At 57.3% G+C, this 25023-nt stretch carries 23 protein-coding genes and 1 pseudogene; 23 read left to right on the plus strand and 1 reads right to left on the minus strand.

Features of this window, described 5'->3' with window-relative positions:
* The first annotated feature begins 15 nt into the window (after positions 1–15).
* The 23 genes and pseudogenes from JQC75_RS17345 to JQC75_RS17455 all read left to right on the plus strand — a co-directional run bounded on the left by JQC75_RS17345 (position 16) and on the right by JQC75_RS17455 (position 23838).
* The gene (locus tag JQC75_RS17345) at positions 16–2556 is read left to right on the plus strand and encodes a penicillin-binding protein 1A (protein WP_203325257.1); all 2541 of its coding nucleotides are present in this window, start codon (positions 16–18) and stop codon (positions 2554–2556) included.
* 179 nt (positions 2557–2735) lie between these two features.
* A pseudogene (locus JQC75_RS17350) lies at positions 2736–2957 on the plus strand (hypothetical protein); the annotation flags it as partial.
* Positions 2958–2983: 26 nt separating this feature from the next.
* The gene (gene recG, locus JQC75_RS17355; RefSeq protein ID WP_203325259.1) at positions 2984–5059 is read left to right on the plus strand and encodes an ATP-dependent DNA helicase RecG; all 2076 of its coding nucleotides are present in this window, start codon (positions 2984–2986) and stop codon (positions 5057–5059) included.
* 104 nt (positions 5060–5163) lie between these two features.
* Positions 5164–6045 carry a DUF3014 domain-containing protein gene (locus JQC75_RS17360; RefSeq protein ID WP_203325260.1) on the plus strand — a complete coding sequence of 294 codons (882 nt, stop codon included), beginning with the start codon at positions 5164–5166 and terminating at the stop codon, positions 6043–6045.
* A gap of 209 nt (positions 6046–6254) precedes the next feature.
* Complete coding sequence (locus JQC75_RS17365; protein ID WP_203325261.1) at positions 6255–6959, plus strand: beta-ketoacyl synthase chain length factor; 705 nt, start codon at positions 6255–6257, stop codon at positions 6957–6959.
* Positions 6952–7779 carry a lysophospholipid acyltransferase family protein gene (locus JQC75_RS17370; protein WP_203325262.1) on the plus strand — a complete coding sequence of 276 codons (828 nt, stop codon included), beginning with the start codon at positions 6952–6954 and terminating at the stop codon, positions 7777–7779. The genes JQC75_RS17365 and JQC75_RS17370 overlap by 8 nt, the downstream gene beginning before the upstream one ends.
* Complete coding sequence (locus JQC75_RS17375) at positions 7776–8036, plus strand: phosphopantetheine-binding protein (protein WP_203325263.1); 261 nt, start codon at positions 7776–7778, stop codon at positions 8034–8036. Before JQC75_RS17370 ends, JQC75_RS17375 begins: the two co-directional genes overlap by 4 nt.
* Positions 8037–8040: 4 nt before the next feature.
* Positions 8041–8289: an acyl carrier protein gene (locus JQC75_RS17380; protein WP_203325264.1), complete on the plus strand. Its 249-nt coding sequence runs from the start codon at positions 8041–8043 to the stop codon at positions 8287–8289.
* On the plus strand, positions 8289–8837 hold the full coding sequence (locus JQC75_RS17385; RefSeq protein WP_203325265.1) for a COG4648 family protein: 549 nt from the start codon (positions 8289–8291) through the stop codon (positions 8835–8837). The genes JQC75_RS17380 and JQC75_RS17385 overlap by 1 nt, the downstream gene beginning before the upstream one ends.
* Before the next feature lie 18 nt (positions 8838–8855).
* Positions 8856–10220, plus strand: a complete 1365-nt coding sequence (locus tag JQC75_RS17390; RefSeq protein ID WP_203325266.1) for an AMP-binding protein — start codon at positions 8856–8858, stop codon at positions 10218–10220.
* Entirely contained in the window at positions 10213–10575 is a 363-nt protein-coding gene (locus tag JQC75_RS17395; RefSeq protein WP_203325267.1) for an ApeI family dehydratase, read from the plus strand. The genes JQC75_RS17390 and JQC75_RS17395 overlap by 8 nt, the downstream gene beginning before the upstream one ends.
* A complete protein-coding gene (locus tag JQC75_RS17400; protein ID WP_203325268.1) occupies positions 10575–12233 on the plus strand; it encodes a glycosyltransferase family 2 protein in 1659 nt (552 codons plus the stop codon). The genes JQC75_RS17395 and JQC75_RS17400 overlap by 1 nt, the downstream gene beginning before the upstream one ends.
* 36 nt (positions 12234–12269) lie before the next feature.
* Entirely contained in the window at positions 12270–13826 is a 1557-nt protein-coding gene (locus JQC75_RS17405) for an HAL/PAL/TAL family ammonia-lyase (protein WP_203325269.1), read from the plus strand.
* Positions 13823–14254: an acyl-CoA thioesterase gene (locus JQC75_RS17410; protein WP_203325270.1), complete on the plus strand. Its 432-nt coding sequence runs from the start codon at positions 13823–13825 to the stop codon at positions 14252–14254. Before JQC75_RS17405 ends, JQC75_RS17410 begins: the two co-directional genes overlap by 4 nt.
* A gap of 53 nt (positions 14255–14307) precedes the next feature.
* Positions 14308–15015 (plus strand): LolA family protein, encoded by a 708-nt coding sequence (locus JQC75_RS17415; protein ID WP_203325271.1) that lies wholly within the window; start codon positions 14308–14310, stop codon positions 15013–15015.
* Positions 15016–15020: 5 nt separating this feature from the next.
* Positions 15021–17420: an MMPL family transporter gene (locus JQC75_RS17420; protein ID WP_203325272.1), complete on the plus strand. Its 2400-nt coding sequence runs from the start codon at positions 15021–15023 to the stop codon at positions 17418–17420.
* Entirely contained in the window at positions 17421–18695 is a 1275-nt protein-coding gene (locus JQC75_RS17425) for an NAD(P)/FAD-dependent oxidoreductase (RefSeq protein ID WP_203325273.1), read from the plus strand.
* Entirely contained in the window at positions 18695–19345 is a 651-nt protein-coding gene (locus tag JQC75_RS17430) for a DUF3261 domain-containing protein (RefSeq protein ID WP_239002040.1), read from the plus strand. The genes JQC75_RS17425 and JQC75_RS17430 overlap by 1 nt, the downstream gene beginning before the upstream one ends.
* 45 nt (positions 19346–19390) lie before the next feature.
* On the plus strand, positions 19391–20599 hold the full coding sequence (locus JQC75_RS17435) for a beta-ketoacyl-[acyl-carrier-protein] synthase family protein (RefSeq protein ID WP_203325275.1): 1209 nt from the start codon (positions 19391–19393) through the stop codon (positions 20597–20599).
* Positions 20589–21092, plus strand: coding sequence for a hotdog family protein (locus JQC75_RS17440; protein WP_203325276.1), 504 nt, complete (start codon positions 20589–20591; stop codon positions 21090–21092). The genes JQC75_RS17435 and JQC75_RS17440 overlap by 11 nt, the downstream gene beginning before the upstream one ends.
* Positions 21093–21107: 15 nt before the next feature.
* The gene (locus tag JQC75_RS17445; protein WP_203325277.1) at positions 21108–21833 is read left to right on the plus strand and encodes a 3-ketoacyl-ACP reductase FabG2; all 726 of its coding nucleotides are present in this window, start codon (positions 21108–21110) and stop codon (positions 21831–21833) included.
* Positions 21830–23062 carry a beta-ketoacyl-ACP synthase gene (locus JQC75_RS17450; protein ID WP_203325278.1) on the plus strand — a complete coding sequence of 411 codons (1233 nt, stop codon included), beginning with the start codon at positions 21830–21832 and terminating at the stop codon, positions 23060–23062. The genes JQC75_RS17445 and JQC75_RS17450 overlap by 4 nt, the downstream gene beginning before the upstream one ends.
* A 35-nt stretch (positions 23063–23097) precedes the next feature.
* The gene (locus JQC75_RS17455) at positions 23098–23838 is read left to right on the plus strand and encodes a hypothetical protein (RefSeq protein WP_203325279.1); all 741 of its coding nucleotides are present in this window, start codon (positions 23098–23100) and stop codon (positions 23836–23838) included.
* Here the strand turns inward: JQC75_RS17455 and JQC75_RS17460 are convergent.
* Positions 23832–24995: an HD domain-containing phosphohydrolase gene (locus JQC75_RS17460; RefSeq protein WP_203325280.1), complete on the minus strand. Its 1164-nt coding sequence runs from the start codon at positions 24993–24995 to the stop codon at positions 23832–23834. The two genes, JQC75_RS17455 and JQC75_RS17460, sit on opposite strands and share 7 nt — an antisense overlap.
* Between the last annotated feature and the right edge of the window lie 28 nt (positions 24996–25023).

A 25023-nucleotide genomic window follows, 5' to 3' on the forward strand; every position in this document is an offset into this window, starting at 1 on the left:
TTTTGGAATTATCTGGTGAAGTGGCTAAAACGTATTCTCATTGCCCTCTTTAGTTTAGCCTTACTCGGAGTAGGTGCTATTGTTGCGGCATATTTTTATGTTTTGCCCGACCTGCCCGATGTCACGACCCTTAAAACGGTTCAGCTGCAAACACCGCTGAAGATATACAGCCAGGACGGCAAGCTTATCTCACAATACGGCGAAAAGCGCCGTATTCCAATGAAACTTGAAGACGTCCCCAAGCCCTTGTTGCAGGCTTTTTTGGCTACCGAAGACGCTCGCTTTTACGAACATCAGGGGATAGACCCCATAGGCATTATTCGTGCCGCCTTTGTGTTGGCTGCTACCGGCGAGAAGAAACAGGGTGCAAGTACCATTACCCAACAGGTAGCGCGTAACTTCTTTCTTACCAGAGACAAGACTATTATCCGCAAAGTAAAAGAAATCTTTATTTCTTTTCACATTGAGGAATTGCTCACAAAAGATGAAATCCTTGAGCTCTATGTAAACCGCATCTATTTAGGTCAGCGTGCTTATGGTGTAGGCGCGGCAGCTCAGGTTTACTACGGCAAAGATTTGAAAGACCTGTCACTCGCCGAAATGGCCGTGATTGCAGGTCTCCCCAAGGCACCGTCCACATTGAACCCTATCTCCTCCCCCGAGCGAGCGCTCAATCGCCGTAATATTGTGTTGATGCGGATGCGCGAAGTGGGCTACATCAACGACAGCGAATACCAACTCGCCATATCCCAACCCAACACAGCCTCTTACCACGGTGCTGAAATAGATCTGTATGTTCCCTACGTCTCTGAAATGGCGCGGGACTACATGATTCAAAAATATGGTGAAGAAGAAGCCTACACCGGTGGGTATAGCGTATACACCACGGTAAATTCTGATCTACAGCTCAAGGCCCAGAAAGCACTGCGTAACAACATTTACGCCTATGATGAACGCCATGGCTATCGCGGCGCGGCTGAAGTGCTCTGGAAAGACGAAGCCCCCGCAACAGATACCCTTGTCAGTGCCCTGAAGAAAGTCGCATCGGTGCAGGAGTTGGAACCGGCAGCTGTTATCAATGTGCAGGAACAACAGGCAACCGTGCTGCGAAACAACGGCGAAACCGTCACCCTCCCATGGCAAGGTATTCAGTGGGCCCGCAAGTTTATCAGCGACACCCGCCAGGGTGCGGCGCCAAAAGCGGCCACCGATGTGCTGACAGCAGGCGAGCGCATATGGATACGCCACAACGGAGAAGACTGGCAATTATCCCAGGTGCCGGAAGTATCCAGCGCCATAGTGTCGCTCGATCCTCACAATGGTGCTATACGCGCCCTGGTGGGCGGTTACAGCTTCAGTCAGAGCCAGTTCAACCGGGTCACACAGGCCAAACGTCAGCTGGGTTCCAACATTAAGCCGTTTATCTACGCCGCCACGTTGGAAAAAGGCTATACCCTGGCAACACTTATCAATAATGCCCCCATCAACAAGCCTGACTTGAGCCAAGGCACAGCCTGGCGCCCCAAAAATTCGCCTGACACCTACACAGGCCCCACCCGCCTGCGGGTAGGCCTGGCGCAATCGATTAACGTGATGGCAGTTCGTGCCCTGCGTTACTCAGGTATAGATGCAACAGTTGAGCTGTTAACCCGCTTTGGGTTTGATCCGAACGATTTGCCACGCAATGAATCGCTGGCATTGGGCTCTCCTTCTGTTACTCCGTTGCAGGTTGTAAGGGCTTTCTCAGCCTTCGCCAATGGGGGTTATCTGGTTGAACCCTTCTTCATCGACAGAGTCGAGTCTGCGACCGGTAATCTGGTCGAAAAAACTCAGCCAACGCTGGCTTGCGAAGCACCTGCACAGGACGAAATAGCTGGGGGCACTAATGCAGCCGAAGCTTCTGCTCCGCCAGCCATGCTGGATGCATCAGTACAAACGGAAGCTTCACCCCAATGTGGCGATCCTGCTGCCCGCTATGCCAATCGGGTGATATCAGAGCAAAATGCTTTCCTTATCACCGAAGCCCTCAAGAGCGTAATTTGGGGTGGCGGCGATTTCAGCAAGGGCACCGGCTGGAACGGTACCGCGTGGCGTGCTGCTCGCTTGCTGAAACGTCATGATATTGCAGGTAAAACGGGTACAACCAACGAGTCACGCGATACCTGGTTCAGTGGCTTTAATCCTGATTTGGTCACCACAGTTTGGGTTGGCTTTGACGACCATGGCCGCGAGCTTGGTCGTACTGCCTGGAACGCCAACGGCGCCAAAGACCAAATTTCAGGGGCAGAAGCGGGCGCGAAAACCGCAGGCCCAGCCTGGAACGAATTTATGTTTATGGCCCTTGCCGACACACCTGAAAAAGCCATGCCGGTGCCGGCAGGCATAGTCTCTGCCCGAATCGACTATAACTCGGGTAAGCTAAGCCGCCGTACCGACCACACCAGTGGCTTCGAGTACTTTGCCGCAGGTACAGTACCAACAGATTATGCCAACTCAGCCACCACCGAAGACGATAACACGGCACCGGAAACCACCGCTGACGATTTGTTCCAATAGGCGTCAGCGCGATTTAGCGATATAAAGAAGGGCCTGATGGCCCTTCTTTATTGTCTGTCTTCATTTTCGACTCTCGTCTCTTCACTTTCGGCTCTCTTCACCCTCAACGCCTGCCCTTCCCATGGTGGTGGCAGATGGGGGTTATGGTGAATAAGGCTCAATATGCACTCCAGAATTCAGTCACCGATGGGGAGCATAGGGCGTTAAGGCTTGCTCAGGATGGCAAGAGCACCGCCAAGATTGCAGTCTGCCTGTTTAATGCCAAAGGCACTGCGCAAAGAGGCTTATCGGAAGCAATCTATAAGCTAGGCGCGGCCAATCGGGTCGATGCGGCCCGTATTGCCACCCATCGGCTTGGCTCTAAGTTGCTCCGAAAAGATTCTCTGTTAGTATATGTATAAATTCACAGTAATCCGGTGCCAAGGCATTGCAAAGACTGGATCTTGTTCCCGTAACCGAACTCAAGGGCGTGGCCGCCCGGGTCGCAGAAAAACTCAGTAAACTGGGGGTTAATACCGTCCAGGATTTACTGTTTCATCTGCCGCTGCGTTACGAAGACAGAACCCGCCTTTATGCCATCAATGAACTCATCCCCGGTACCACGGCCACTATCGAAGCCGAAGTGATTTCAAGCCAAATCGTCAATGGCCGAAAGCGTATGCTTACCTGCAACGTGCGCGATGCCAGCGGCGGTCTGACCTTACGTTTTTTCAATTTCTCCATGGCGCAGAAGAATGGCCTGCAGCCGGGCATGACTATCCGCGCCTTTGGTGAAATCCGTACCGGCAAGCATCAGCTGGAAATCATCCATCCGGAATACAAACTCACGGCGCCCGGCGAGTCACCGAGCCTCGCCGATACCCTGACGCCCATCTATCCCACCACCGAGGGCCTGAAGCAAGCCAGCTGGATACGGCTCACCGAGCAGGCGCTGGAACAGCTTGAGGAAGGCGGGCTGCCGGAGCTGCTGCCTGAGTCATTGCAGCCCAACCGTTTAAGCCTGGCCGATGCGGTGCGCACTTTGCACCGGCCACCGGCCGATGCGGAACTGTGGCAGTTGGAGCAAGGCCAGCATCCGGCTCAGCAGCGGCTGGTGCAGGAAGAACTGCTGGCCCACAACTTAAGCATGCTGAAAATCCGCGAGCGCAGCAATCAGGATGCCGCCGAGCCGCTCGCCGCCACGGGTCAGCTTATTCCCCGCTTTCTTGAGAGCCTGCCATTTGCACCAACCAATGCCCAGTCGCGGGTAGTCGCAGAAATTCATGCCGATATGGCCAGGGCCACCCCCATGATGCGTCTGGTGCAGGGTGATGTGGGATCGGGCAAAACCCTGGTGGCGGCACTGTCGGCGCTGGCGGCCATCGAAAATGGCTGTCAGGTGGCACTGATGGCCCCTACCGAGCTTTTGGCCGAGCAGCACGCCGCCAACTTTGCCCGCTGGTTCGAGCCGCTGGGGCTTAAAGTCGGCTGGCTTGCAGGCAAGCTTAAGGGCAAGGCCCGCGCCCAAACGCTGGAAGATATCGCCACCGGCGCTGCCCAGATGATAGTGGGTACTCACGCTATTTTTCAGGAACAGGTGAGCTTTTCCCGCCTCGCGCTCACCATCATCGACGAGCAGCATCGCTTTGGTGTACACCAGCGCCTGGGGCTGCGTGAAAAAGGCATTCAGCAGGGCTTTTTTCCCCATCAGCTCATCATGACCGCCACCCCTATCCCCCGCACGCTGGCGATGACAGCCTATGCGGATTTGGATACCTCGATTATTGACGAGCTGCCACCGGGGCGAACGCCCATCACCACGGTTGCGATTCCCGACACCCGCCGCATGGATGTGATTGAGCGGGTGCGTCAGGCCGCCTTGCAGGACAAGCGTCAGGCCTATTGGGTGTGCACCCTGATTGAAGAGTCGGAAGTGCTCGAATGCCAGGCAGCCGAAGACACCGCCGCAGGTTTGAAAGAAGCCCTGCCGGAGCTTGGCATCGGCCTGGTGCACGGCCGGATGAAGGGCGCCGAAAAGCAAGCCATCATGGCCGACTTTAAAGCAGGCAAGCTGGACTTACTGGTGGCCACTACGGTTATCGAGGTGGGTGTGGATGTACCCAACGCCAGCTTGATGATCATCGAAAACCCCGAACGGCTGGGGCTTGCGCAACTGCATCAGCTGCGGGGGCGGGTTGGCCGGGGCGCGGTGGCCAGCCACTGTGTACTGCTTTACAAGGCGCCGCTCAGCTTCACCGCCCAGGCACGTCTTGGGGTGCTGCGGGAAAGTAACGACGGCTTTGTGATTGCCCAAAAGGACCTTGAGCTTCGCGGTCCCGGTGAAGTGCTCGGTACCCGCCAGACAGGTCTTGCCCAGATGAAGGTGGCCGATTTGGTGCGGGATCAGGCGCTTATTCCCCATATTCAGAAGCTGGCGCGCCATCTTATGAGCCAGGCCCCCGACAATGTGGATGCCATTATCGAGCGTTGGCTCGGCGGCCGCGAACAATATGTTCAGGCTTAGCCATTCGCATTAAATATTGTTTTTGTTCAGCCTTGGGCTATGGACATCGACCGGCGAACTGGGACAATGGATGTTTACCGGGTCAGTAGCAACAAGGAGCCAAGATGCAAGTCAATCCAGAAGACAGAATCACCCCGCAGGAAGATGTATCCCAGCGCAGCAACCGTCTGTCGGCCCTGCTTATCCTGGCACTGATTGCCATTGCCGCAGGATTGTGGATGTATGTCACCCGCTCGCCTGAGCCCGCTCCTGTGGTGGAGGTACCAACAGAAGCCCCCCAGCCCACGCCTCTGCCCGAGCCGGTGGTGACGGACATTGAGCCCGAACCGGCCCCTGAGGCACAATCCGAGCCACAGGTTGTAACCAACGCTCCCGAAGAAAAAATGTCGGATGTCGTGGTAGATCCCATCCCCGAACTGGCAGAGAGCGATACCTTTGCCACCCAAAAAGCGGTCGCATTGGCGGGAGACCTACCCGTACAGCCCATCATTGCCCAGCAGGATCTGGTACGCCACTTCGTGGTTTTTATGGATAATCTGGCCGAAGGGCAACTGGCGCGCAAACAAAGCCCCCTCAAGGGCCCGGAAGCTAAATTCACCGTCAGTGAAATTACCGCCAAAACCTATTTAAACCCCGACAGCTACAAGCGCTACGATTTGTACGCCAATTACATTGCCAATTTAAATGAAGAGAAACTGCTGGAAACCTATGCCCAGATGACGCCTATGTTGGAACAGGCCTTCGATGAACTGGGATACGATAACGTGAGCTTCAAGGAACGCAGCCTCAAGGCCATCGATCAGTTGTTGGCCGCCCCCATCATCGAATCCCCCATTGAACTTGTGACCTTCAGCGTCAACTACAAGTTTGCCGATCCTGAACTGGAAGCCCTGCCTCCGGCCCAAAAACTGATGATCCGTATGGGCCCGGAAAACAGCCGCAAGGTGAAAGCCGCGCTGAAGAAACTGCGGCCATTATTGCAATAACACTCCATAATTTAACAACTTGCCCCCGGATACCATGCGGTCTCCGGGGGCTTCTGTTATCAGGGTGTTTTGATATAGAATAATCAGTCCAAAAATAGACGGACTAAACAATAAGCAGTCCGCGAAATCAAGCAATAACGATACCTGCCCAATTCGGCTCAAGTGATGGATAACTTACGGCGCCCGACAACAGCGTCAGAGGCAATGCAGTGCATTTAACTTTCAGCGTGATGGCGTGGGGGGGATGGTCCCCGGCTTATCAAGACAGGGATAGCTGGGCCAATTGGCAAAAGACGCTCTCTGAACCGAGCAGCACTGTCACGCCTGCGCTGCCTCAAGTGCCGGCAATGCAGCGTCGTCGCTTCAGTCGCCTAAGCCGCATGATGCTCGATGTCGCCTTCCAGTGTGAACCCGCCCCCCAATGCCGCAGCGTGTTTGCCTCACGCCACGGCGAGCTGAATCGCACCATAGATCTGCTCCACAGCGTCATCATCCGAGAGCCTTTATCCCCTATGGGTTTCAGCCAGTCGGTGCATAATACCGCCAGTGGCCTGTTTGGCATTCTGAGCGACAATCGCGCCGCGTCCACTTCCATTGCGGCAGGCACAAGGAGCCTGTCTCAGGCCATGGTGGAAGCCTATGCCCAGCTTTGCGAAGACCCAACCCCGCTGCTGCTGGTGTTTGGCGACGATCCTGTACCGCCGGTCTACAACGACTACACCGAAGAATTCGAACTGCCGCTGGCTTTAGGTATGGTGCTGGCACCCGAGGCGACCGGAAAACCTCGCCTGACGTTGTCCAAGGACAACAAACTCGACCCCATGAGTTATGGCCTGCTGCTGGCTAGCCTTGCCAGAGGCAAGAACTGCCAGGGCCATCTGTCTGGTTTCGACTGGAACCTGCACCATGACTGAGCACACCCAAAAGCTTGCGCGCCGCTCGCCCTGTCAGCGCCGGCTGACGGGACTTGCCTACGTGCCGCGCTGGCTGGGGGGCATGCTTTGCTACATCTGTTTTGGCCTTGGCGGCCTGTTAAGCTCACTGACCATTTTGCCACTGCTGAAATATTGGCCAGGCACGCCCGAGGTACGCATCAAGCGGGTGCAAAAGGCCGTGCACATGATGTTTCGCGGTTTTGTGCACATGTTGTCGGCGGCGGGTGTGATAAAACTGGATACCAAACAGGTGGAGCGGCTCGCCAATGCTGAAGCCATGTTGGTGATTGCCAACCACCCTACCCTGATTGATGTGGTCGTGTTGATAAGCCTGATGCCCAACGCAGGTTGTATTGTTAAACAGGGCCTTTGGCGCAACCCTTTTACGCGCGGCGTGGTATCGGCGGCGGGTTATATCCCCAACCGCGGCGCCGAGTTGCTGCTGGATGATTGCCGCAATGTGCTCAGCCGTGGTACCAATCTGATTATCTTTCCCGAAGGCACCCGTACCGTGCTTGGCGAGCAGATTAACCCCTTTGCGCGCGGCGCGGCCAATATCGCCCTGCGTACCGGCAGCGATATACTTCCTGTATTGCTGCACACCAAGCCCCCTGGCCTGACCAAACAGGACCCCTGGTGGGAAATTCCCCGGCGCACCATTGGCATGACGGTAGAGGTAGGAACACCCATATCCGCCATGGACTACAAGGCCGAGGAAGGAGGAGACGCCAGGATGGCAAGAGTACTGACCAGGGAAATGGAAAACTACTATAAACAAAGACTTGAAATAGAATTATGACATTACATGAACAAATCAAACAGCTGATCATCGACTGCCTCGATCTGGAAGACGTGACCATTGCTGACATAGAAACCGATGCGCCCCTGTTTGGCGACGGCCTGGGACTGGACTCCATCGATGCCCTCGAGCTGGGTCTGGCCATCAAAAAGCAGTTCGATGTGAAGATTGAAGCCAACTCCGACGCGACCAAGGCTCACTTCTACAGCGTGGCAACCCTCGCCAGCTTTATTGAATCTCAGCGTGGCCAGGAGTAAAGCAATGGACAATCGCGAGCAAATTCTGGCGAAGCTGACCACCATTCTGGTGGACGACTTTGAAATCGACGCCGATGCCATCAGCCTGGAAGCCAATCTGTATCAGGACCTGGATCTGGACAGCATCGACGCTGTGGATCTGGTAATTAAGCTGCAGCAGCTCACCGGCAAAAAAATTAAGCCAGACGAATTCAAATCGGTACGTACTGTGGAAGATGTGGTTAACGCCATCGAGGCTCTGGTTCAGAGCTGATGCGCGTTATCGAGGTATTGACGGCGGCGCTGCTGCTCTTATACCCGCTCACCGTATGGCTTGGGCTGAACTATCTGCCGCCGGGGGTACTGGCTGGCCTGCTGTGCCTGCTGCTACTGCTGCGGTTGGTATTAAAACGCCAGCAATTGAAAGCCATGGCACTGCCGCTGCTGGCAGGGGTACTGCTTACCGCCGGCAGCCTGCTGGCCAAGCGTCAGGACTGGTTACTCTACTACCCGATAGTCATTAACCTGACCATGCTCGGGGTATTCGGCCAGTCACTGGTGCGCGGCCCCAGCATGGTGGAGCGTCTGGCGCGTCTCGGCGAGCCGGACCTGCCCGACGAAGCCGTACCTTATCTTCGCAGAGTCACGGCGCTTTGGTGCCTGCTCTTTGTGGTAAACGGCGGCATGGCCTTTTATACCGCCCACTTTACCAGCCTGGAAATCTGGACCCTGTACAACGGCCTGATTGCCTACATTCTGATGGGCATACTGGCTGGCGGGGAGTGGTTGTACCGCACCTTCGTTTTGAGAAAAGGTGCCTGACATGTGGATAGCATCGCGATGACATCTCTGCTCTACAACGCCCTGACCCGAGGCCCGGCGGCCCAGCAGCTGATAAGCTTCAATCACCACGATATTCTCACCGGGGCACTGTTTACCACCCAGGTGCATCATCTGTGGCAGACCCTCAGCCAGAAGAGAGAACAGCGCTGGCTGCTCTCCTGCGAGAGTTCCGACTTATTCGCCATTGGTCTTTGCGCCGGGTTGCTGGCGGGCAAGGAGCTGGTGCTGCCACCCAACACCCAAAGCGGCACCTTAAGTCAGCTCACCCAGAATTTCGATGCCGTACTCTCGGATGTGCCCCTGTGTGAAGGCCACGCCTGGGTTGCCCTGAAAAAAGAAACCGCCCAAACGCCGGCCCCCTGGCCCGATGCCAAGCCCAGCGGCAGCCTGATCCTTTACACTTCGGGCTCCAGCGGCGAGCCCAAGGCGGTGAAAAAGACCCTCGAACAGCTCGACATCGAGGTCAGCACCCTCGAAGCCACCTTTGCCGCCGCCCTGCCCCATTGCAGTGTTATCGCTACCGTATCCCACCAGCATATCTATGGTCTGCTGTTTAAAATTCTCTGGCCACTGGCGGCCGGACGCCCGTTTTTAAGCGATTTGGTGGAATACCCCGAGACCCTGAGTTACTACACGGCGCTGCTGCCCAACCTGTGCCTTATCAGCAGTCCGGCGCAGCTCAGTCGCCTGCCGGATGCGCTGGAAAACGAGCGCCAGCTGCACTCCCCCAGTCTGGTATTTTCCTCTGGCGGCCCCTTGAGTGAAGATGCCGCCCATGGCATCCAGAAGGTCTATGGCAGCCTACCCATCGAGGTCTATGGCAGCACTGAGACCGGCGGCATTGGCTGGCGCAGACAAGCCTCCTCTACAGAGGCCTGGCAGGCCTTCCCCGGCATCGAAATTGCCAGCGCCGAGGATGGCGCCCTGCTGCTGCGCTCGCCTTATCTCGACAATCCCGCCGAAGTACTGCGCCTGGAAGATAAAATCGCCATCGATGACAATGGCCGTTTTGTGCTGCAAGGCCGGTTGGACAGGATTGTAAAAATTGAAGAAAAGCGCCTGTCGCTGGTGCAGATGGAAACCCTGCTGGAGAGTCATCCGCTGGTCAGTCGCGCCGCCCTGGTCCTGCTCACAGAGCCCCGCACCCAGCTTGGCGCCGTGGTAGAGCTGTCAGACAAGGGCAAGGCTCTGCTCGCCGAGGAGGGCAAACTCGCCCTCAACAACCAATTGAAGGCGCATCTGTTAACCGAATTTGAACGGGTCACCCTGCCAAGGCGCTGGCGTTACCCGGATGAGCTGCCGCTGAATCAGCAGGGCAAGCGCGTTCACCAAACTTTGATTGAGCTGTTCACCCATGATTAAGTCATTGCTGCCACAAGTTTTGGCGCGCGAAGAGACAGATACGGAACTGAAACTCAGGCTCGCCATCGATGCCGACCTGCCATTTTTCGAGGGCCACTTCCCGGGGCAAAGCGTACTGCCGGGGGTGACCCAACTCGATTGGGCGGTACGTTTTGGCTGCGAGCATTTTGGCTATGATGCCAGCGTGGCAAGCCTGGAAGTGCTTAAGTTTCAGCAACTGATGCTGCCCGGCACCGAGGTGGATTTGCTGATAAGCAACAACGCTGCCAAGGGCAAGCTGACCTTCGCCTACAGTGAAGGCGAGCGCCGCTTCGGCTCGGGCCGGATAGTGATTGCCGCGCACGGGGATAGCTGATGCGTGTTGCCATAGTCATCCCCAATTACAACCACACCCATGCCATCGAACGCACCCTGGAAACGCTGGAGCCTTTGGGGCTGCCGGTGTATCTGGTCAACGACGGCAGCAACGAGGCCACCTGCCACCTGCTGATGGCCCTCGATGCCAAATACCCCTGGGTGAACCTGCTGCACCACCCCTTCAACCGGGGCAAAGGGGCTGCCGTAATGACGGGCCTGCGAGCAGCCTTCAAAGCGGGCTTTACCCACGCCCTGCAGGTGGATGCCGACGGGCAACACAGTCTGGAGGATATTCCGAGGCTTCTCACCGCCGCCGCCAAGCATCCCAAGGCGGTGATCTCCGGTAAGCCCCTGTATGATGACTCAGTACCCAAGGGACGGCTCTATGGCCGCTACATCACCCATTTCTGGGTGTGGGTCGAGACCTTAAGCTTCGCTATTCAGGACAGCATGTGCGGCTTTCGTGTCTATCCGCTGGCCGCCACCGAGGCGCTGTTTTTAAGCGAGCAGCTTGGCGAGCGCATGGACTTTGATATCGAGGTGCTGGTGAAACTCTACTGGCGCGGCGTCGATGTGGTACACGTGCCCACGGCGGTAATTTATCCCGAGGACGGCGTCAGTCATTTTCAGGGGGTTGCCGACAATGTGCGCATCAGCGCCCTGCACACCAGACTCTTTTTCGGCATGCTCAAACGCCTGCCAAGTCTGCTTGGCCGGGGCAGAAAGCAAACCCACTGGTCATCCATCAGTGAGCGCGGCAGCTATTGGGGCATTAAGCTGCTCGCCGAGAGCTACCGATTCGGCGGCCACTGGCTGTGCCGCGCCATCATGTACCCGGTCATTGCCTATTTCTTTTTGACCGGCGGCGCTGCCCGCAAGGCGTCGATGGCATTTCTTGAGCGGGTACAGGCACTGGAGCCAAATCATCCCCAGCTTCAGCCACGGGTCAGCTGGCGCCACAGCCTCAGGCACTTCCTCACCTTTGGTAATGCAGCGCTGGATAGAATCGATGCCTGGTGCGACCGGATTAAACTGAGCGAAGTCGATTTCCCCGAACGGGCGCTGCTCTCGGACATGCTGGAGCGTGGTCAGGGCGGTGTGCTTTTGGTATCGCACCTTGGCAATCTCGAGCTTTGCCGGGCCATCTCCATTCACCAGCGCAAGGTGAAGGTAAACGTGATGGTGATGACCGCCAACGCCGAAAACTTCAACCGGGTGCTGAAGCAGCTAAACCCGGACAGCGATTTAAATCTCATTCATATCAATGAGCTGGATCCTTCCACCTCCATCATGCTGGCAGACAAAGTTGCCGCCGGTGAACTGGTGGTGATTGCCGGGGATAGAACCGCCAGCGGCAATGCCGGAAGAGTGGTGGAAGTGCCTTTCCTCGGTGAAACCGCCCCCTTCCCACAGGGGCCCTTTATTCTGGCGAGCCTGCTGGATTGCCCGGTATTTCTGATGTTTTGTCTGCGTGAGCAGGGCCGCTATCGGGTGCATGTGGAGCCCTTTGCCGACACGCTCAAGGGCCCCAGAGCAGGCAGAACTGAACGCATTCAACACGCGGTGGTGCGCTACGCCGAAAGGCTTGAGCACTATGCCCGCAAAGAGCCGCTGCAGTGGTTCAACTTTTTCGATTTTTGGCGCCGCGGCCAATGAGGCAGAGGCCCGGGCAAACGCCACAGGAACGGTAACATGACTAACCAATCAACTAAAATGAAAGAGACTGTTAAGTTTGGCTACGGCGCCCTGACCATAGAGCAGGTCGTTGCCATCGCCAAAGGCGCCAGGGTGGCGCTCAGACGCGACCAGGAATACGTGGATTACATCCAGCGCGGCGCCCGCTTTATCGACAGTCTTCTGGCCGAGGAAGGCGTGGTCTACGGCGTAACCACAGGTTATGGCGACTCCTGCACAGTCACGGTGGGGCTGGATCTGGTGCACGAACTGCCGCTGCACCTGTCACGCTTCCACGGCTGCGGTATGGGCCGCGAGCTGACCCCAATGCAGTCCCGCGCCGTGATGGCCTGTCGTCTGAATTCACTTGCCATCGGCAAGTCCGGCGTCAGCTTTGAGCTTTTGGAGCGCATCGAGACCCTGATAAACGAAGATATCTGCCCGGTTATTCCCGAAGAAGGCTCGGTGGGCGCCAGCGGCGATTTGACCCCGCTGTCTTACCTTGCCGGTGTGCTGATTGGTGAGCGTGACGTGTTTTACCGCGGCGAGCGTGTGCCCAGCAGCGAGGTGTTCCAGACGCTGAATATCACCCCACTGAAGCTGCGCCCGAAAGAGGGCCTGGCACTGATGAACGGTACTGCGGTGATGACGGCGCTGGCTTGTCTTGCATATGACAGAGCCGACTACCTGACCCGTCTGTCGTCACGCATCACTGCCATGGCATCCTTGACCCTCAGGGGCAACTCCAACCATTTCGACGATATCCTGTTTGCCGCCAAGCCCCATCCGGGCCAGAATCGGGTAGCCACCTGGATCCGTGACGACCTCAACCACCACGAGCATCCACGCAACTCCGACCGCCTGCAGGACAGATATTCCATCCGCTGCGCGCCCCACATCATAGGCGTGCTGGCCGATGCCCAGCCGATGCTGCGCCAGTTTATTGAGAACGAACTCAACAGTGCCAACGACAACCCGATTGTTGACGGCGAGGGCGAGCATATTCTCCATGGCGGCCACTTCTACGGCGGCCATATCGCCTTTGCCATGGACAGCCTCAAGAATCTGGTGGCCAACATCAGCGATCTGATTGATCGCCAGATGGCGCTGGTGATGGATCCCAAATTTAACAATGGGTTGCCAGCGAATCTCTCCGGCGCAGAAGGCGCCCGCCGCCCCATCAACCACGGCTTCAAGGCGGTGCAGATTGGCGTATCGGCCTGGACCGCCGAGGCGCTCAAGCTCACCATGCCCGCCAGCGTGTTCTCCCGCTCCACCGAGTGCCACAACCAGGACAAGGTGAGCATGGGTACCATTGCCGCCCGCGACTGTTTGCGGGTGCTGGAGCTGACCGAGCAGGTGGCCGCTGCCGCGCTGCTCGCCATGGCCCAAGGCATGCGCCTGCGCATCCGTCAGGGCGAGCTGTGTGAGTCGTCACTTACCGCTTCTGTGGCCAAGACTCTGGCCCAGGTGAGCGAGGCTTGCCCGCTGGTGACCGAAGACAGGCCACTCGAAGCCACCCTGCGCCAGACGCTGGCACGCATTCAGGCCGGTGAGTGGGAGGTGTGTCGATGAAATCTCTGCTCAGCGCCGAGACGGAAATCATCATCCCCTTCCACGATGTGGACCCGATGCAGATCACCTGGCACGGTAACTATTTGCGTTACTTCGAGATTGTCCGCTGTGAGCTCCTGGACAAACTCGACTACAACTACCGCCAGATGCAGGCATCAGGCTTTGCCTGGCCGATAGTGGATGTGCAGATAAAATATGTCCGCAGCAGCACCTTTGGTCAGAAAATTCGCGTCAGCGCCGATCTGGTCGAGTGGGAAAATCGCCTGAAAATCAATTATCAGGTGCGTGATGCCGAAAGTGGCGAGCGGCTCACCAAGGGCTACACCATTCAGGCCGCCGTGGACATGAGCAATAACGAACTCTGCTTTGTCACGCCCGAGGTGTTTCAGGCCAAAATTCGCCCACTGCTGGGCGAGGCAGACGCCTGAATTTGGCTAAAGAAGGCCAATGTGTTTAACCCTGAGCGCATAAAGAGGTAACTATGGGGCTGATTGTTAAGTTTTGCTTTGCAGTACTGCTGTCCATGCTGGTCTGGCTGCCAGCGCAGGCTGAAGACACTGCCCAAAACGCCGACGTCAATCTCTCGGCGCTCAGTACTGCCCTTAAGCCACAGGGGGCGGTGCGCGGTGAGTTTGAACAGACCCGCACCCTCAAGGCGTTAAAGCGGCCGCTGGTCAGCCGGGGCAGCTTTGTGTTCTCACCCGAGCAGGGCCTGATGTGGGCGCAAAGCCAGCCCTTTGAAAACCTACTGATTTTAAGCGAAACCCGCATGCTGAGCCGCGACAGCGAAGGCCTGTGGCAAGAGACCAAGGTCGATGCCAAAGCGGGCCCGGCCACCTTAATGCCTATGCTGGTCAAGGCAATGATGGGCGGCGACGTGGCTACGCTGGAGCAGCATTTTTCGCTGGCCTTAAGCGTGAAGGACAATCACTGGCAGTTAAGCCTCAGCCCAAAAGACAGTGACATCAAGGCGCTGTTTGCCGCCATTGAGCTCGAGGGCAGCCTGCTGGGCGAAGCCTCGCAAGCCTCAGGCGCCCACGCCAGCGCCGACAAGGCCAGCACCGACAGACTGAAACTAATCAGCCCCAATGGCGATGTCAGCGATATCCGCTTCAGTAGCCAGCAAAGCGGGCCGCTGTCGGAGCAAGAGCGGCAGGCCTTCAACCCGCAAATTGAGTCGGGGCACTGAGTTAGATGGCGCTTGGGGGAAGCAAAATCACAGATAAGCCACAGACTGACTGCCGCGCAGGGCTCAGGCTCGTCCTTTGGCTATTGCTGCTCGCCGCAGCCGTCATTTTCGGCGTCAAAACCCTCAAAGAGAGGGATGTGGTCGAAACCGACATCCTCGCCATGCTGCCCCATTTGCAGCAGGATGCTCTCACCAGCCGCGCGCTGGACAGTCTCGAGACCCGGCTCGCCAACGAAAGCTATCTGGTGCTGACAGGCGAAGACAAAGCCGCGACTATCAAAGCCGCCAGGGGCATGATGGCCGAGCTTGCCAACTCTCCCGCCTTCTCGGCAGTACGCAGCGGCAGCGAACTCGACCCCAAGGACATTTACCGGCTCTACTTTCCGGCTCGTTTTCATCTGCTGACCGAATCACAGCGCACGCTGCTGGAAAAGGGCAAGGTCGATGTGCTCATCAAGCAGGCCGAAATCGCCCTCTACAGCGCCTTTGGTTTTGCCAGCAGCGAGCTTATCAGCGAAGACCCTTTGTTGCTGTTTCCGGCGCTGATGCAAGGCTTCGGCAAGGGCCACCGCCTCGGAGAGGAAGAGGGCATATTGCTTGGTAACTCAGGCGGCCAAACCGCCGCCATCATCATGGCCAAGGGCAAAGACAGCGTGTTCAGCCCTGCCGCCCAGGAAGCGCAGCTCAATGCCATCAATAGCGCTTTTGATAAGGTAAACCAGGGTAACCAACTGAGCCTGCTCAAAGCCGGTGCCCTGTTTCATGCCCTTGAGGCCACCCAGAGCGCAAAGGCCGAAGTGTCCTTGATTGGCTCATTGTCGCTCGCAGGCGTGGTGCTGCTGGTGCTTTTGAGTTTCCGCTCACTGATGCCGCTGCTGATGGCAAGCCTTACCCTCGCCAGTGCCATGGTGAGCGCCAGCCTGTTCACCATCCTCATTTTCGGCAAGTTACACCTGCTCACCCTGGTGTTTGGCACCTCGCTGATTGGCATTGCCATCGACTACAGTTTCCATTTTTATGCCGAGCGTATGGACCGCAATGAAAGTGCGGGCAAGACCCTCAGTCGAATCCTGCCGGCACTCACCCTTGCGCTGGCCACCAGCGTGCTTGCCTATCTGGCGCTGGGTTTTACCCCCTTCCCGGGCATGCAGCAGGTGGCGGCCTTTTGCGGCGGCGGCCTTATCGGTGCCTACCTTACGCTGTATCTTGCCTATCCGGCGCTGGCTGGCAGCCGTATTCAGGGCTCAAGCGCGGTCATCAATCTGGCGTCCAGCTTTCTTGCCCCATTCGAGGCCATTGGCCCCAAGGCTGTGGTATTGGGCAACCTGATAATCTTTGTGGTTGGCGCTGCCGGGCTTGGCAAACTTTCCAGCCACGACGATATCCGCAGCCTGCAGCAGGGTTCGGATGCCCTGATGGCAGAAGAGGCCAGGGTGAGAAACTTGCTCTCGGGCGGGGTGGATAATCAGTTTTTGCTGGTGCGGGCCGACTCGATGGAGGCGCTGCTCATGAGGCTCGAAGCCCTTGCGCCTGTGCTCACTCAGGCTGAAAAAGACCAACTGCTGCAAAGCCATGTGAACCTTGCCGATTACCTGCCATCCGGGGCGCGGCAGCTGGAGGACTATCGCCTGCAACGGCAAATCTATGGCCCAAAGCTTGGCTACATAGTCGCCCGGCTAGGGCTGGACGCTGAGCTCGAGGCAGATCTCAGCGCCAAATATCAGGCCGGAGTACAATCCCCATTAGCAGCGGAAGCCTTTTTTACCACAGCGCTGGGAGCCAGCCTCAAACCGCTGCTGCTTGAGCCCAAGGCCAAGGATGCCAAAGCTCCAGAGTCAGGGGCCCAGGAATGGGGCGCCATTGTACTGCTCGGCGGCATTCAGGATTTACCAGCAGTTAACGAGGCTGTATCGGCACTGCCGGGGGTGACTCTGGTGGACAAGGTGGGCGATATCTCCGCACTGATGGGAAATTATCGCCAAACCACCCTGTGGCTGCTGGCGCTGGCGCTTTTTATCGCCTTTGGGGTGTTTGCCCTGCGCCACTCCCGGAAACTCGCCGCCGCTATGGTGGCGGTACCGGCGCTGGCGGCGCTGCTCAGCCTGTCGCTGCTGGGGCTTTTGGGCTCACCACTGACCCTGTTTCATGCGCTGGCGCTGCTGCTGGTATTCGGCATCGGCGTGGATTACAGCCTGTTTTTTGCAAGAGATGAGAGCCGGGAGGATGGCCACAGAGTCATGCTGGCAGTGCTGCTGTCAGCCACGTCCACCACCCTCGCCTTTGGTCTGCTGGCGCTCAGCAACACTCCGGCAATACACTATTTTGGCCTGACACTGGCCCTCGGGATTGGCTTTACCCTGCTGCTCTCCCCCCTTATTCACACTTTCAAAAGGAAACTGAACTAGATGCATTCTGGAAATAGCAAGCCACTCGATATGGCTGTGGATGTTGTGATTATCGGGGCCGGTCCCTCCGGCGCTATTGCCGCCAGCCTGCTGCACAAGGCCGGTAAACGGGTGCTGGTGCTTGAGCGGCAACACTTCCCGCGCTTTTCCATTGGCGAGAGTCTGCTGCCCTGCTGCATGAATTTTATCGAAGAGGCTGGCATGTTGGAGGCAGTGAATGCCGCCGGTTTCCAATTTAAGAATGGCGCCGCATTTCGCCGAAACGGTGTGTACACCACCTTCGATTTTACCGATAAGTTCACCCCGGGCCATGGCACCACCTTCCAGGTGCAGCGCGGCAACTTCGACAAGCTGCTGGCAGACACAGCCGAGGCGCAGGGCGTGGAAATTCGCTACGGTCACACGGTTGAAAGTATCGACATCAGCGGAAAACCAAGCCTGAGTGTGAGCACTGAGGCAGGTTACAGCTATCGGGTCGAAGCCGGGTTTATGTTGGATGCCAGCGGTTTTGGGCGGGTACTGCCACGGCTTCTGGAGCTGGAGCGCCCCTCCAACCTGCCTTCCCGAATGGCGATTTTCACCCACGTCGAAGACAACATCAGCGACCCTGAATTCGACCGAAATAAGATATTAATCAGCGTCCACCCCGAGCATCAGGACATCTGGTACTGGCTCATTCCCTTCAGCAATGGCCGCTGCTCCCTGGGCGTGGTGGCTGAGCCCCATCTGCTTGCACGCCTCGACGGCTCACAGGAAGACAAACTGATGCAGGTGGTACGTGAAGAGCCGGGCCTTAAAGAGCTGCTTAAGGATGCCGTGGTAGTACAGGAATGCGCCGAGCTTAAGGGCTATTCGGCCAACGTAAGCCAGCTTGCCAGCGACAAGTTTGCTCTCTTGGGTAACGCCGGTGAGTTCCTCGACCCCGTGTTCTCCTCAGGCGTGACCATTGCCATGCAGTCAGCCTCCCTTGCCGCCCGCAACCTGCTCAAACAATTGGATGGCGAAACCGTGAATTGGCAACGCGATTACGCAGAGCCCTTGATGACAGGCGTGAATTGTTTCCGCACCTATGTTCAGGCCTGGTACGAAGGCACCTTCCAGGAGGTGATCTTCTTTGACAGGCCCAACCCGACCATCAAGCAAATGATCTGCTCCATCCTTGCCGGCTACGCATGGGATACGGAAAACCCCTTCGTGAAAGAATCGCAAAGACGCCTGAATATGGTGGTAGAATTGTGCCGCGAGGCCAAGGCCGAGGCTCAAGGGAAGGCTTAATGAGATTACGACTGCTGCTGACATTTTTCGTGCTTTTGGCCACCACCGGCTGCACCCAGCTGTTGCTGCGCCAAACCTGTCTCGGCCTGTCTACCAACGTCAACTACTGTCTGGCGCCGCTGCCTGTGCAGGCAAAGGAGCTACGGGAGAACCCTGGCGCCCCAAAGCCACAAAGGGCTCCCAAGGCACCCTCAGAAACGCCAACACCGAAGAACCAAAGCCAGACCCAGAAAGTCAGCATTGATATTAATGGCAAACGCCACGAACTCTTAAGCCAGCTCGAACTCGATGGCCATATCCTTTCTGTGGTGGGTTTGGCGCCGATGGGCCAACCCCTGTTTGATGTTCGCTTCGATGGCAACACCCTCAGCAGCGAACAAAGTGTGCTGCTTGGGGATAATTTCCACGCCGAATACCTCATTGCTTTGTTGCAGCTCATCTATTGGCCCGAAAATGATCTCAATGCCGCCCTGTCGGGAGGGAAGGTGAGCGAGCAAGCCTGTCAGCAAAGTCGATGCCGGGTGTTGAACTCACCAGAGGATGGCGACCTCATTTACATAAGTTACAGTCATCAGGAACCCTGGCGGGCCACGGTAATGCTGGACATGCCTTCAGCCGGGATGAAGCTGAAAATCACCCCCTTGGTTTAACCCGGGCCGGCGCATTTTCAGCAGTCAAGTTTAGGAAGATACAGAGTGACCCAGATAGCCATCACAGACACAGGTTTATGCACTCCCCTTGGGATGAGTGCCGCCGAGATCCTGCCTCGTCTTCTCGGGGGAGACACCCGTGGCATGGCGCCGCGAGCCGATCTGCTGGCTACCGGCCCCACTCTGGTGGGGGAAGTGACGCAAGCCTTGCCACAGCTGCCCGACACCCTGGCGCAGTTCAACTGCCGTAATAACCAATTGCTGCTGTCTGCTGCCATGCAGATTGCCCAAACCGTCGAGCACGCCAAGCGGACATTTGGCGCCGACAGAATTGGCGTGGTGCTGGGCACCTCCACCTCGGGGATTTCCAAGGGCGAAGAGGCGCTGGCTTACCGCGCCCTGCACGGCGCATTCCCCGCCGATTATCATTACTTCCAGCAGGAGCTTGGCAGCACCAGCGACTTTTTGCGTCAGCACTTTGAACTCGATGGCCCCTGCTACACCCTGTCCACCGCCTGTTCGTCCAGCGCCAAGGTGTTTGCCAGCGCCAAGCGATTACTCAATGCCAACCTGTGCGACATGGTGATAGTGGGCGGCGTCGACAGCCTCTGTCACCTCACAGTCAACGGCTTCGATGCACTGGAGTCAGTGTCCAAAGGCCACTGCAACCCTTTCAGCGCCAATCGCGACGGCATCAACATCGGTGAAGGCGCGGCGCTCTTTACCCTGGTTCGCGGTGACGGCCCTGTGCTGCTAAGCGGCTGCGGTGAGTCCGGCGATGCCCACCATATCTCGGCGCCCCATCCCGAAGGGCGCGGCGCCATCGATGCCATGCGCTCGGCGCTCAAAGACGCCGGCCTTAAGCCATCCGACATCGATTACGTTAACCTGCACGGCACCGCCACACCGAAAAACGATGCCATGGAGAGCCGCGCCGTCTGTGCCGTTTTTGAAGGCAATTTGCCCCCCTGCAGCTCCACCAAGCCGCTCACCGGCCATGCCCTCGGCGCCGCCGGTGCCATTGAAGCGGCCTTTTGCGTGCTGCTGCTGAGCGAGGGCAATCGCGGCCTGCCGCCTCAGGTATGGGACGGCATAGCCGATGCCAACGACCCACAGCTGCCGCTGGTGCCCATGCCTTCCAAAAAAGCCCTGGCTGACCAACGCCCCATCCGCCATGTGATGAGCAACTCCTTTGCCTTTGGCGGCAGCAATGCCAGTTTGATTTTCAGCCGGGGAGGTCAGCATGACTCATAAGCTTTGGGATGGCGCGCCGCTTTCTGGCATAGACGTGGAAACCTTTTTGCCCCATCGCCGCCCCATGGTGCTGATTGATAGAGTGCTGAAGCACGGCCATGACAGCCTGCTCACCGCCACCCATATCAGCGAAACCAGCCCCTATTTTGATGAGGCTCTTGGCGGCGTGCCCAACTATGTGGGCATAGAGTACATGGCGCAAAGTATTGCGGCGCTCGCCGGGGTCGAAGCCACCCTGCGGGGCGAGCCCATTCAGGTGGGTTTTTTGCTGGGGTCGCGCAAGCTCTCCATGCCGCACGCCTTCTTTGCGCTGGGCGAAACCTACACCACCCACGTAAAACGCCTTTATCAGGAAGACACTGGCCTTGCGGTATTTGACTGCCGCATTTTCCACGGCGACACCCAAGTCGCCGAGGCCAATGTCAATGTGTTCCAACCTCAGGACACAGACGCCTATATTCGTGAGAGCCAAGGCTCATCTACCAGTATCTAGCACAGGAGCATAACAATGACTAAAAGAGTCCTGGTGACAGGTTCCAGCCGCGGCATTGGCAAGGCCATTGCCCTGCGCCTTGCATCTCAAGGCTACGATATTGCCGTGCATTACCACTCAAACCTGGCCGCCGCCGAAGCAACATCCAGCGAAATTGCCGCCCTTGGCGTGAAAGTAAGCCTGCTTAAATTTGATGTGGCCGACCGCGCTGCCGTGCGCGCCGCCATCGAGGCCGATATCGAAGCCAATGGCGCCTACTACGGCGTGATACTCAATGCCGGCATCAACCGCGACACCGCCTTCCCGGCCATGACTGATGACGAGTGGGACAGCGTTATTCACACCAACCTCGACGGCTTTTACAACGTGGTGCAGCCCACTGTGATGCCGATGATCCAAAGCCGTAAAGGCGGGCGCATCATCACTTTGGCATCGGTATCGGGCATTGCCGGCAACCGTGGACAGGTGAACTACAGCGCCTCCAAGGCCGGACTTATCGGCGCCACCAAGGCGCTGTCGCTGGAGCTCGCCAAGCGCAAGATCACCGTTAACTGTATCGCCCCCGGCCTGATTGAAACCGACATGGTGAGCGAGTTCCCCGCCGACATGGTCGACCAGCTGGTGCCGATGCGCCGCATGGGCAAGCCGGAAGAAATCGCCGCACTGGCAGGCTTTTTGATGTCCGATGATGCAGCCTACATCACCCGTCAGGTGATTTCGGTAAACGGAGGCATGCTGTGAGCCGCCGGGTTGTGGTCACAGGCTTTGGCGGTATTACCAGCCTCGGCCATGACTGGCCGTCGATTGCAACAAGCCTTAAAGCGATGCAAAACAAGGTGGTACGCATGGACGAGTGGGACAGGTTCGATAACCTCAACACCCGCCTTGGGGCGCCCGTGACCGACTTTGAAGTGCCCTCCCACTATTCGCGCAAAAAAATCCGCTCCATGGGACGGGTATCCCTGATGGCGACCCGCGCCAGTGAACTGGCGCTGGAAGATGCCGGGCTCCTTGGCAGCGACTTTCTGACCTCGGGCGAAGTGGGCATTGCCTATGGCTCTTCCACCGGCAGCACAGATCCCCTGATTGGCTTTGGCCGCATGCTCGAATCCGGCGACATGTCCGGCATCGACGCCACCAGCTATATCCGTATGATGGCCCATACCACAGCGGTGAACGTGGGGGTGTATTTCGGTCTCAAGGGCCGTATTCACACCACCTCCAGCGCCTGCACCTCCGGCAGCCAGGGCATAGGTTACGCCTATGAGGCCATTAAGTACGGCATGCAAACCGCCATGCTGGCCGGTGGCGGCGAAGAGCTGTGCGCCAGCGAGGCCGTGGTGTTCGACACCCTGTTTGCCACCAGCACCCAAAACGCCACGCCCGAGCTGACGCCGCGGCCGTTTGATAAACACAGAGACGGCCTGGTGATAGGTGAAGGCGCCTGCACCCTGGTGCTGGAAGAGCTGGAGCACGCCAGGGCCCGCGGCGCCCACATTTATGCCGAGCTGATTGGTTTTGGCACCAACAGTGACGGCCTGCATGTGACCCAGCCCAACTCGCCCACCATGGAAGGGGCCATCCGTTTGGCGCTGAAAGATGCCGCGCTGGACGCCGATGCCATCGGCTATGTGAACGCCCACGGCACTGCCACTGACAGGGGGGATGTGGCCGAAACCCGTGCCACCGCCGCCGTGTTCGGCAGCCGTATGCCAATTTCATCTCTCAAAAGCTATACCGGACACACCCTCGGTGCCTGCGGCGCACTGGAGGCCTGGTGCAGTATCATGATGATGAACGAGGGCTGGTTTGCCCCAACCATTAATCTTGAAGAAATCGATCCCGACTGCGGCGAGCTCGACTATATCCGCGGCGAACTGCGCCAGCTCGAAACGGACTATGTGATGAGCAATAACTTCGCCTTCGGCGGCATCAACACCTCACTGATCTTTAAGCGCTGGCGGGCATAAGGCTGCCAACTCCCAACAGGACGACAGGAGAACACATGAAGAAAATTGCACTGATGTTATTACTCAGCATGGCGTGGTTACCGCAGGCCATGGCGGCCAGGGAGTACACCAGGGAGGAATACATCGAAATTTTCAAAGGGCATAACGAAGTCGCTCAGCACAGGGCCATCGAGACTCTGGTTCTCACAGGGCTCAGTGACCCCGAGATTTTTGACCAGGTAGAGCAGCGGCTGCTTGAAAGCCTGCCCTACGCCACTGACAGGGATGGTGTGGACGAAAGTGCCTGGCTGATGAAAGCCCTTGGTTATTCAGGCAACCCCAAATACCTGACAACACTTAAAAACATCGAGCAAGGCGACCATCACCGTAAGGTGCGTGGCTACGCCAAAAAGTCGATCGCGGAATTGCAGTTATTCCAACTCTGGAATCCGGTGATCACCAACACAGCCAGCTTCACCGAAGGGCAGAGCCAGCGCACCAATATGTTGGCGAATGGACTCAAGAGCGAGGATTTGGGACTGATGGTCAGATCGGTGCGTTACATGGCCAATCAACGCAACACAGAGCCATTTCTGATGGATATTATTGCCGCTGAGCTGGAAAACCCACGTTTGCTGACCCAGGACAATGAATCACAGGATGTCTATGCCTGGTATGCCAAGGTGCTGGCAAGCAGCGGTGACGAAAAATACAAACCCTTGCTGAACAAGCTGACCCAGAGCCCCTTTAAAAAGGTCGCCAAGCACACCAAAAAGGCACTGGCCCAATATTACTGAGCCGGTGCCAGATTAGGGTACCGGAGCTGGGGCGCGTCGTGCAGGCGCGCCATGATATCTTCAATTTCGAGCTGAGACGCTTTCAGCGCCGCCACGCAGCGCTCCTCCAGCTTACCCGCCGCCACCATTCGATCGAGCTCGGTGAAGCACGCCTCCAGCGGCCAGGCTTCTTTATAGGGGCGTTGGCAACTCAGGGCATCAAAAATATCGGCCACTGTGACGATTCTCGCTTCGATGGGAATCGCCTTACCCTTGAGCCCGCGGGGGTAACCGCTGCCATCAAGGTACTCGTGGTGGCAGGCCACTATGTTCAGCATGATCTGTGAGTCGGGCAAGTCGCCCAAACCGAAGTCACCCAAAATCTTGTGGACTATCATTTCCCCTTTTTCCACATGGGTTTGCATCAACGCTCGCTCATCACCATTCAGCACACCGGCTTTGAGCAGCACACGATCCGGGATCCCTATCTTGCCCACATCATGGAGCGGTGCAAACAGGGCTATGTGCTCAATTTGTTCATCGCTGAGCCCCTCCTCATCCGCAATGAATCTGGCAATCAGTCGGGAATAAGCCGCCATTCGGTCCAGATGTGAACCGGTTTCAAAGTCGCGTAGATCGGCAAAGTCACGTGCCACCAGGACCGAGGCCTGAATGATACGCACCGCGGTCAGCTCACTGCTTAAGGTCATATTCACCAGGTTGGCATACAGCAACATATCCCGCTGCTTGCTGGTATCAAACGCACCGGGCCGCGACGAATCAAAAAACAAAAAGCCGATAAAGCGGCCGCTGTCGTACAAAGGTATCGTAAAAGACGACTGGTATCCCTGCTGCAAAAGCCACACGGAATGAGGGTTGTCGGGCGTGACTGTGGCATGGATATCGTGGATCACCCGACACTCTGCAGCGCTGGCCAATTCACTCAGAGACCGGCTGTCTTTCAGGCGATATTGATAGCCATGAATGGCTTCGCCTCTGCGGGTGCTGTTGATGAAGGTTTTCAAAAAGTCGGTGTTGGGATCGTAAAGCGCACAGGCAATGCGGTCTACTTCCGGGTAGGTCTCCAGCAGGCGGTCGTGGATCCTGGCGAGGCGATCACTGGCGTTACTTCCCTGCTGCCACCAAATGGCATGAATAGCCACAGCAGAATTAAACATGCGCCCATCCCTGTAGAGTACGAGTTCA

The organism is Shewanella litorisediminis (assembly GCF_016834455.1).
GTDB lineage: Bacteria > Pseudomonadota > Gammaproteobacteria > Enterobacterales > Shewanellaceae > Shewanella > Shewanella litorisediminis.

Bases quoted from the DNA above. Each gene is read 5' to 3' on its own strand.
- JQC75_RS17360 (WP_203325260.1), top strand. From the start codon at position 5,164: ATGCAAGTCAATCCAGAAGACAGAATCACCCCGCAGGAAGATGTATCC.
- JQC75_RS17370 (WP_203325262.1), top strand. From the start codon at position 6,952: ATGACTGAGCACACCCAAAAGCTTGCGCGCCGCTCGCCCTGTCAGCGC.
- JQC75_RS17375 (WP_203325263.1), top strand. From the start codon at position 7,776: ATGACATTACATGAACAAATCAAACAGCTGATCATCGACTGCCTCGAT.
- JQC75_RS17380 (WP_203325264.1), top strand. From the start codon at position 8,041: ATGGACAATCGCGAGCAAATTCTGGCGAAGCTGACCACCATTCTGGTG.
- JQC75_RS17385 (WP_203325265.1), top strand. From the start codon at position 8,289: ATGCGCGTTATCGAGGTATTGACGGCGGCGCTGCTGCTCTTATACCCG.
- JQC75_RS17390 (WP_203325266.1), top strand. From the start codon at position 8,856: ATGACATCTCTGCTCTACAACGCCCTGACCCGAGGCCCGGCGGCCCAG.
- JQC75_RS17395 (WP_203325267.1), top strand. From the start codon at position 10,213: ATGATTAAGTCATTGCTGCCACAAGTTTTGGCGCGCGAAGAGACAGAT.
- JQC75_RS17400 (WP_203325268.1), top strand. From the start codon at position 10,575: ATGCGTGTTGCCATAGTCATCCCCAATTACAACCACACCCATGCCATC.
- JQC75_RS17405 (WP_203325269.1), top strand. From the start codon at position 12,270: ATGACTAACCAATCAACTAAAATGAAAGAGACTGTTAAGTTTGGCTAC.
- JQC75_RS17410 (WP_203325270.1), top strand. From the start codon at position 13,823: ATGAAATCTCTGCTCAGCGCCGAGACGGAAATCATCATCCCCTTCCAC.
- JQC75_RS17415 (WP_203325271.1), top strand. From the start codon at position 14,308: ATGGGGCTGATTGTTAAGTTTTGCTTTGCAGTACTGCTGTCCATGCTG.
- JQC75_RS17420 (WP_203325272.1), top strand. From the start codon at position 15,021: ATGGCGCTTGGGGGAAGCAAAATCACAGATAAGCCACAGACTGACTGC.
- JQC75_RS17425 (WP_203325273.1), top strand. From the start codon at position 17,421: ATGCATTCTGGAAATAGCAAGCCACTCGATATGGCTGTGGATGTTGTG.
- JQC75_RS17430 (WP_239002040.1), top strand. From the start codon at position 18,695: ATGAGATTACGACTGCTGCTGACATTTTTCGTGCTTTTGGCCACCACC.
- JQC75_RS17440 (WP_203325276.1), top strand. From the start codon at position 20,589: ATGACTCATAAGCTTTGGGATGGCGCGCCGCTTTCTGGCATAGACGTG.
- JQC75_RS17445 (WP_203325277.1), top strand. From the start codon at position 21,108: ATGACTAAAAGAGTCCTGGTGACAGGTTCCAGCCGCGGCATTGGCAAG.
- JQC75_RS17455 (WP_203325279.1), top strand. From the start codon at position 23,098: ATGAAGAAAATTGCACTGATGTTATTACTCAGCATGGCGTGGTTACCG.
- JQC75_RS17460 (WP_203325280.1), bottom strand. From the start codon at position 24,995: ATGTTTAATTCTGCTGTGGCTATTCATGCCATTTGGTGGCAGCAGGGA.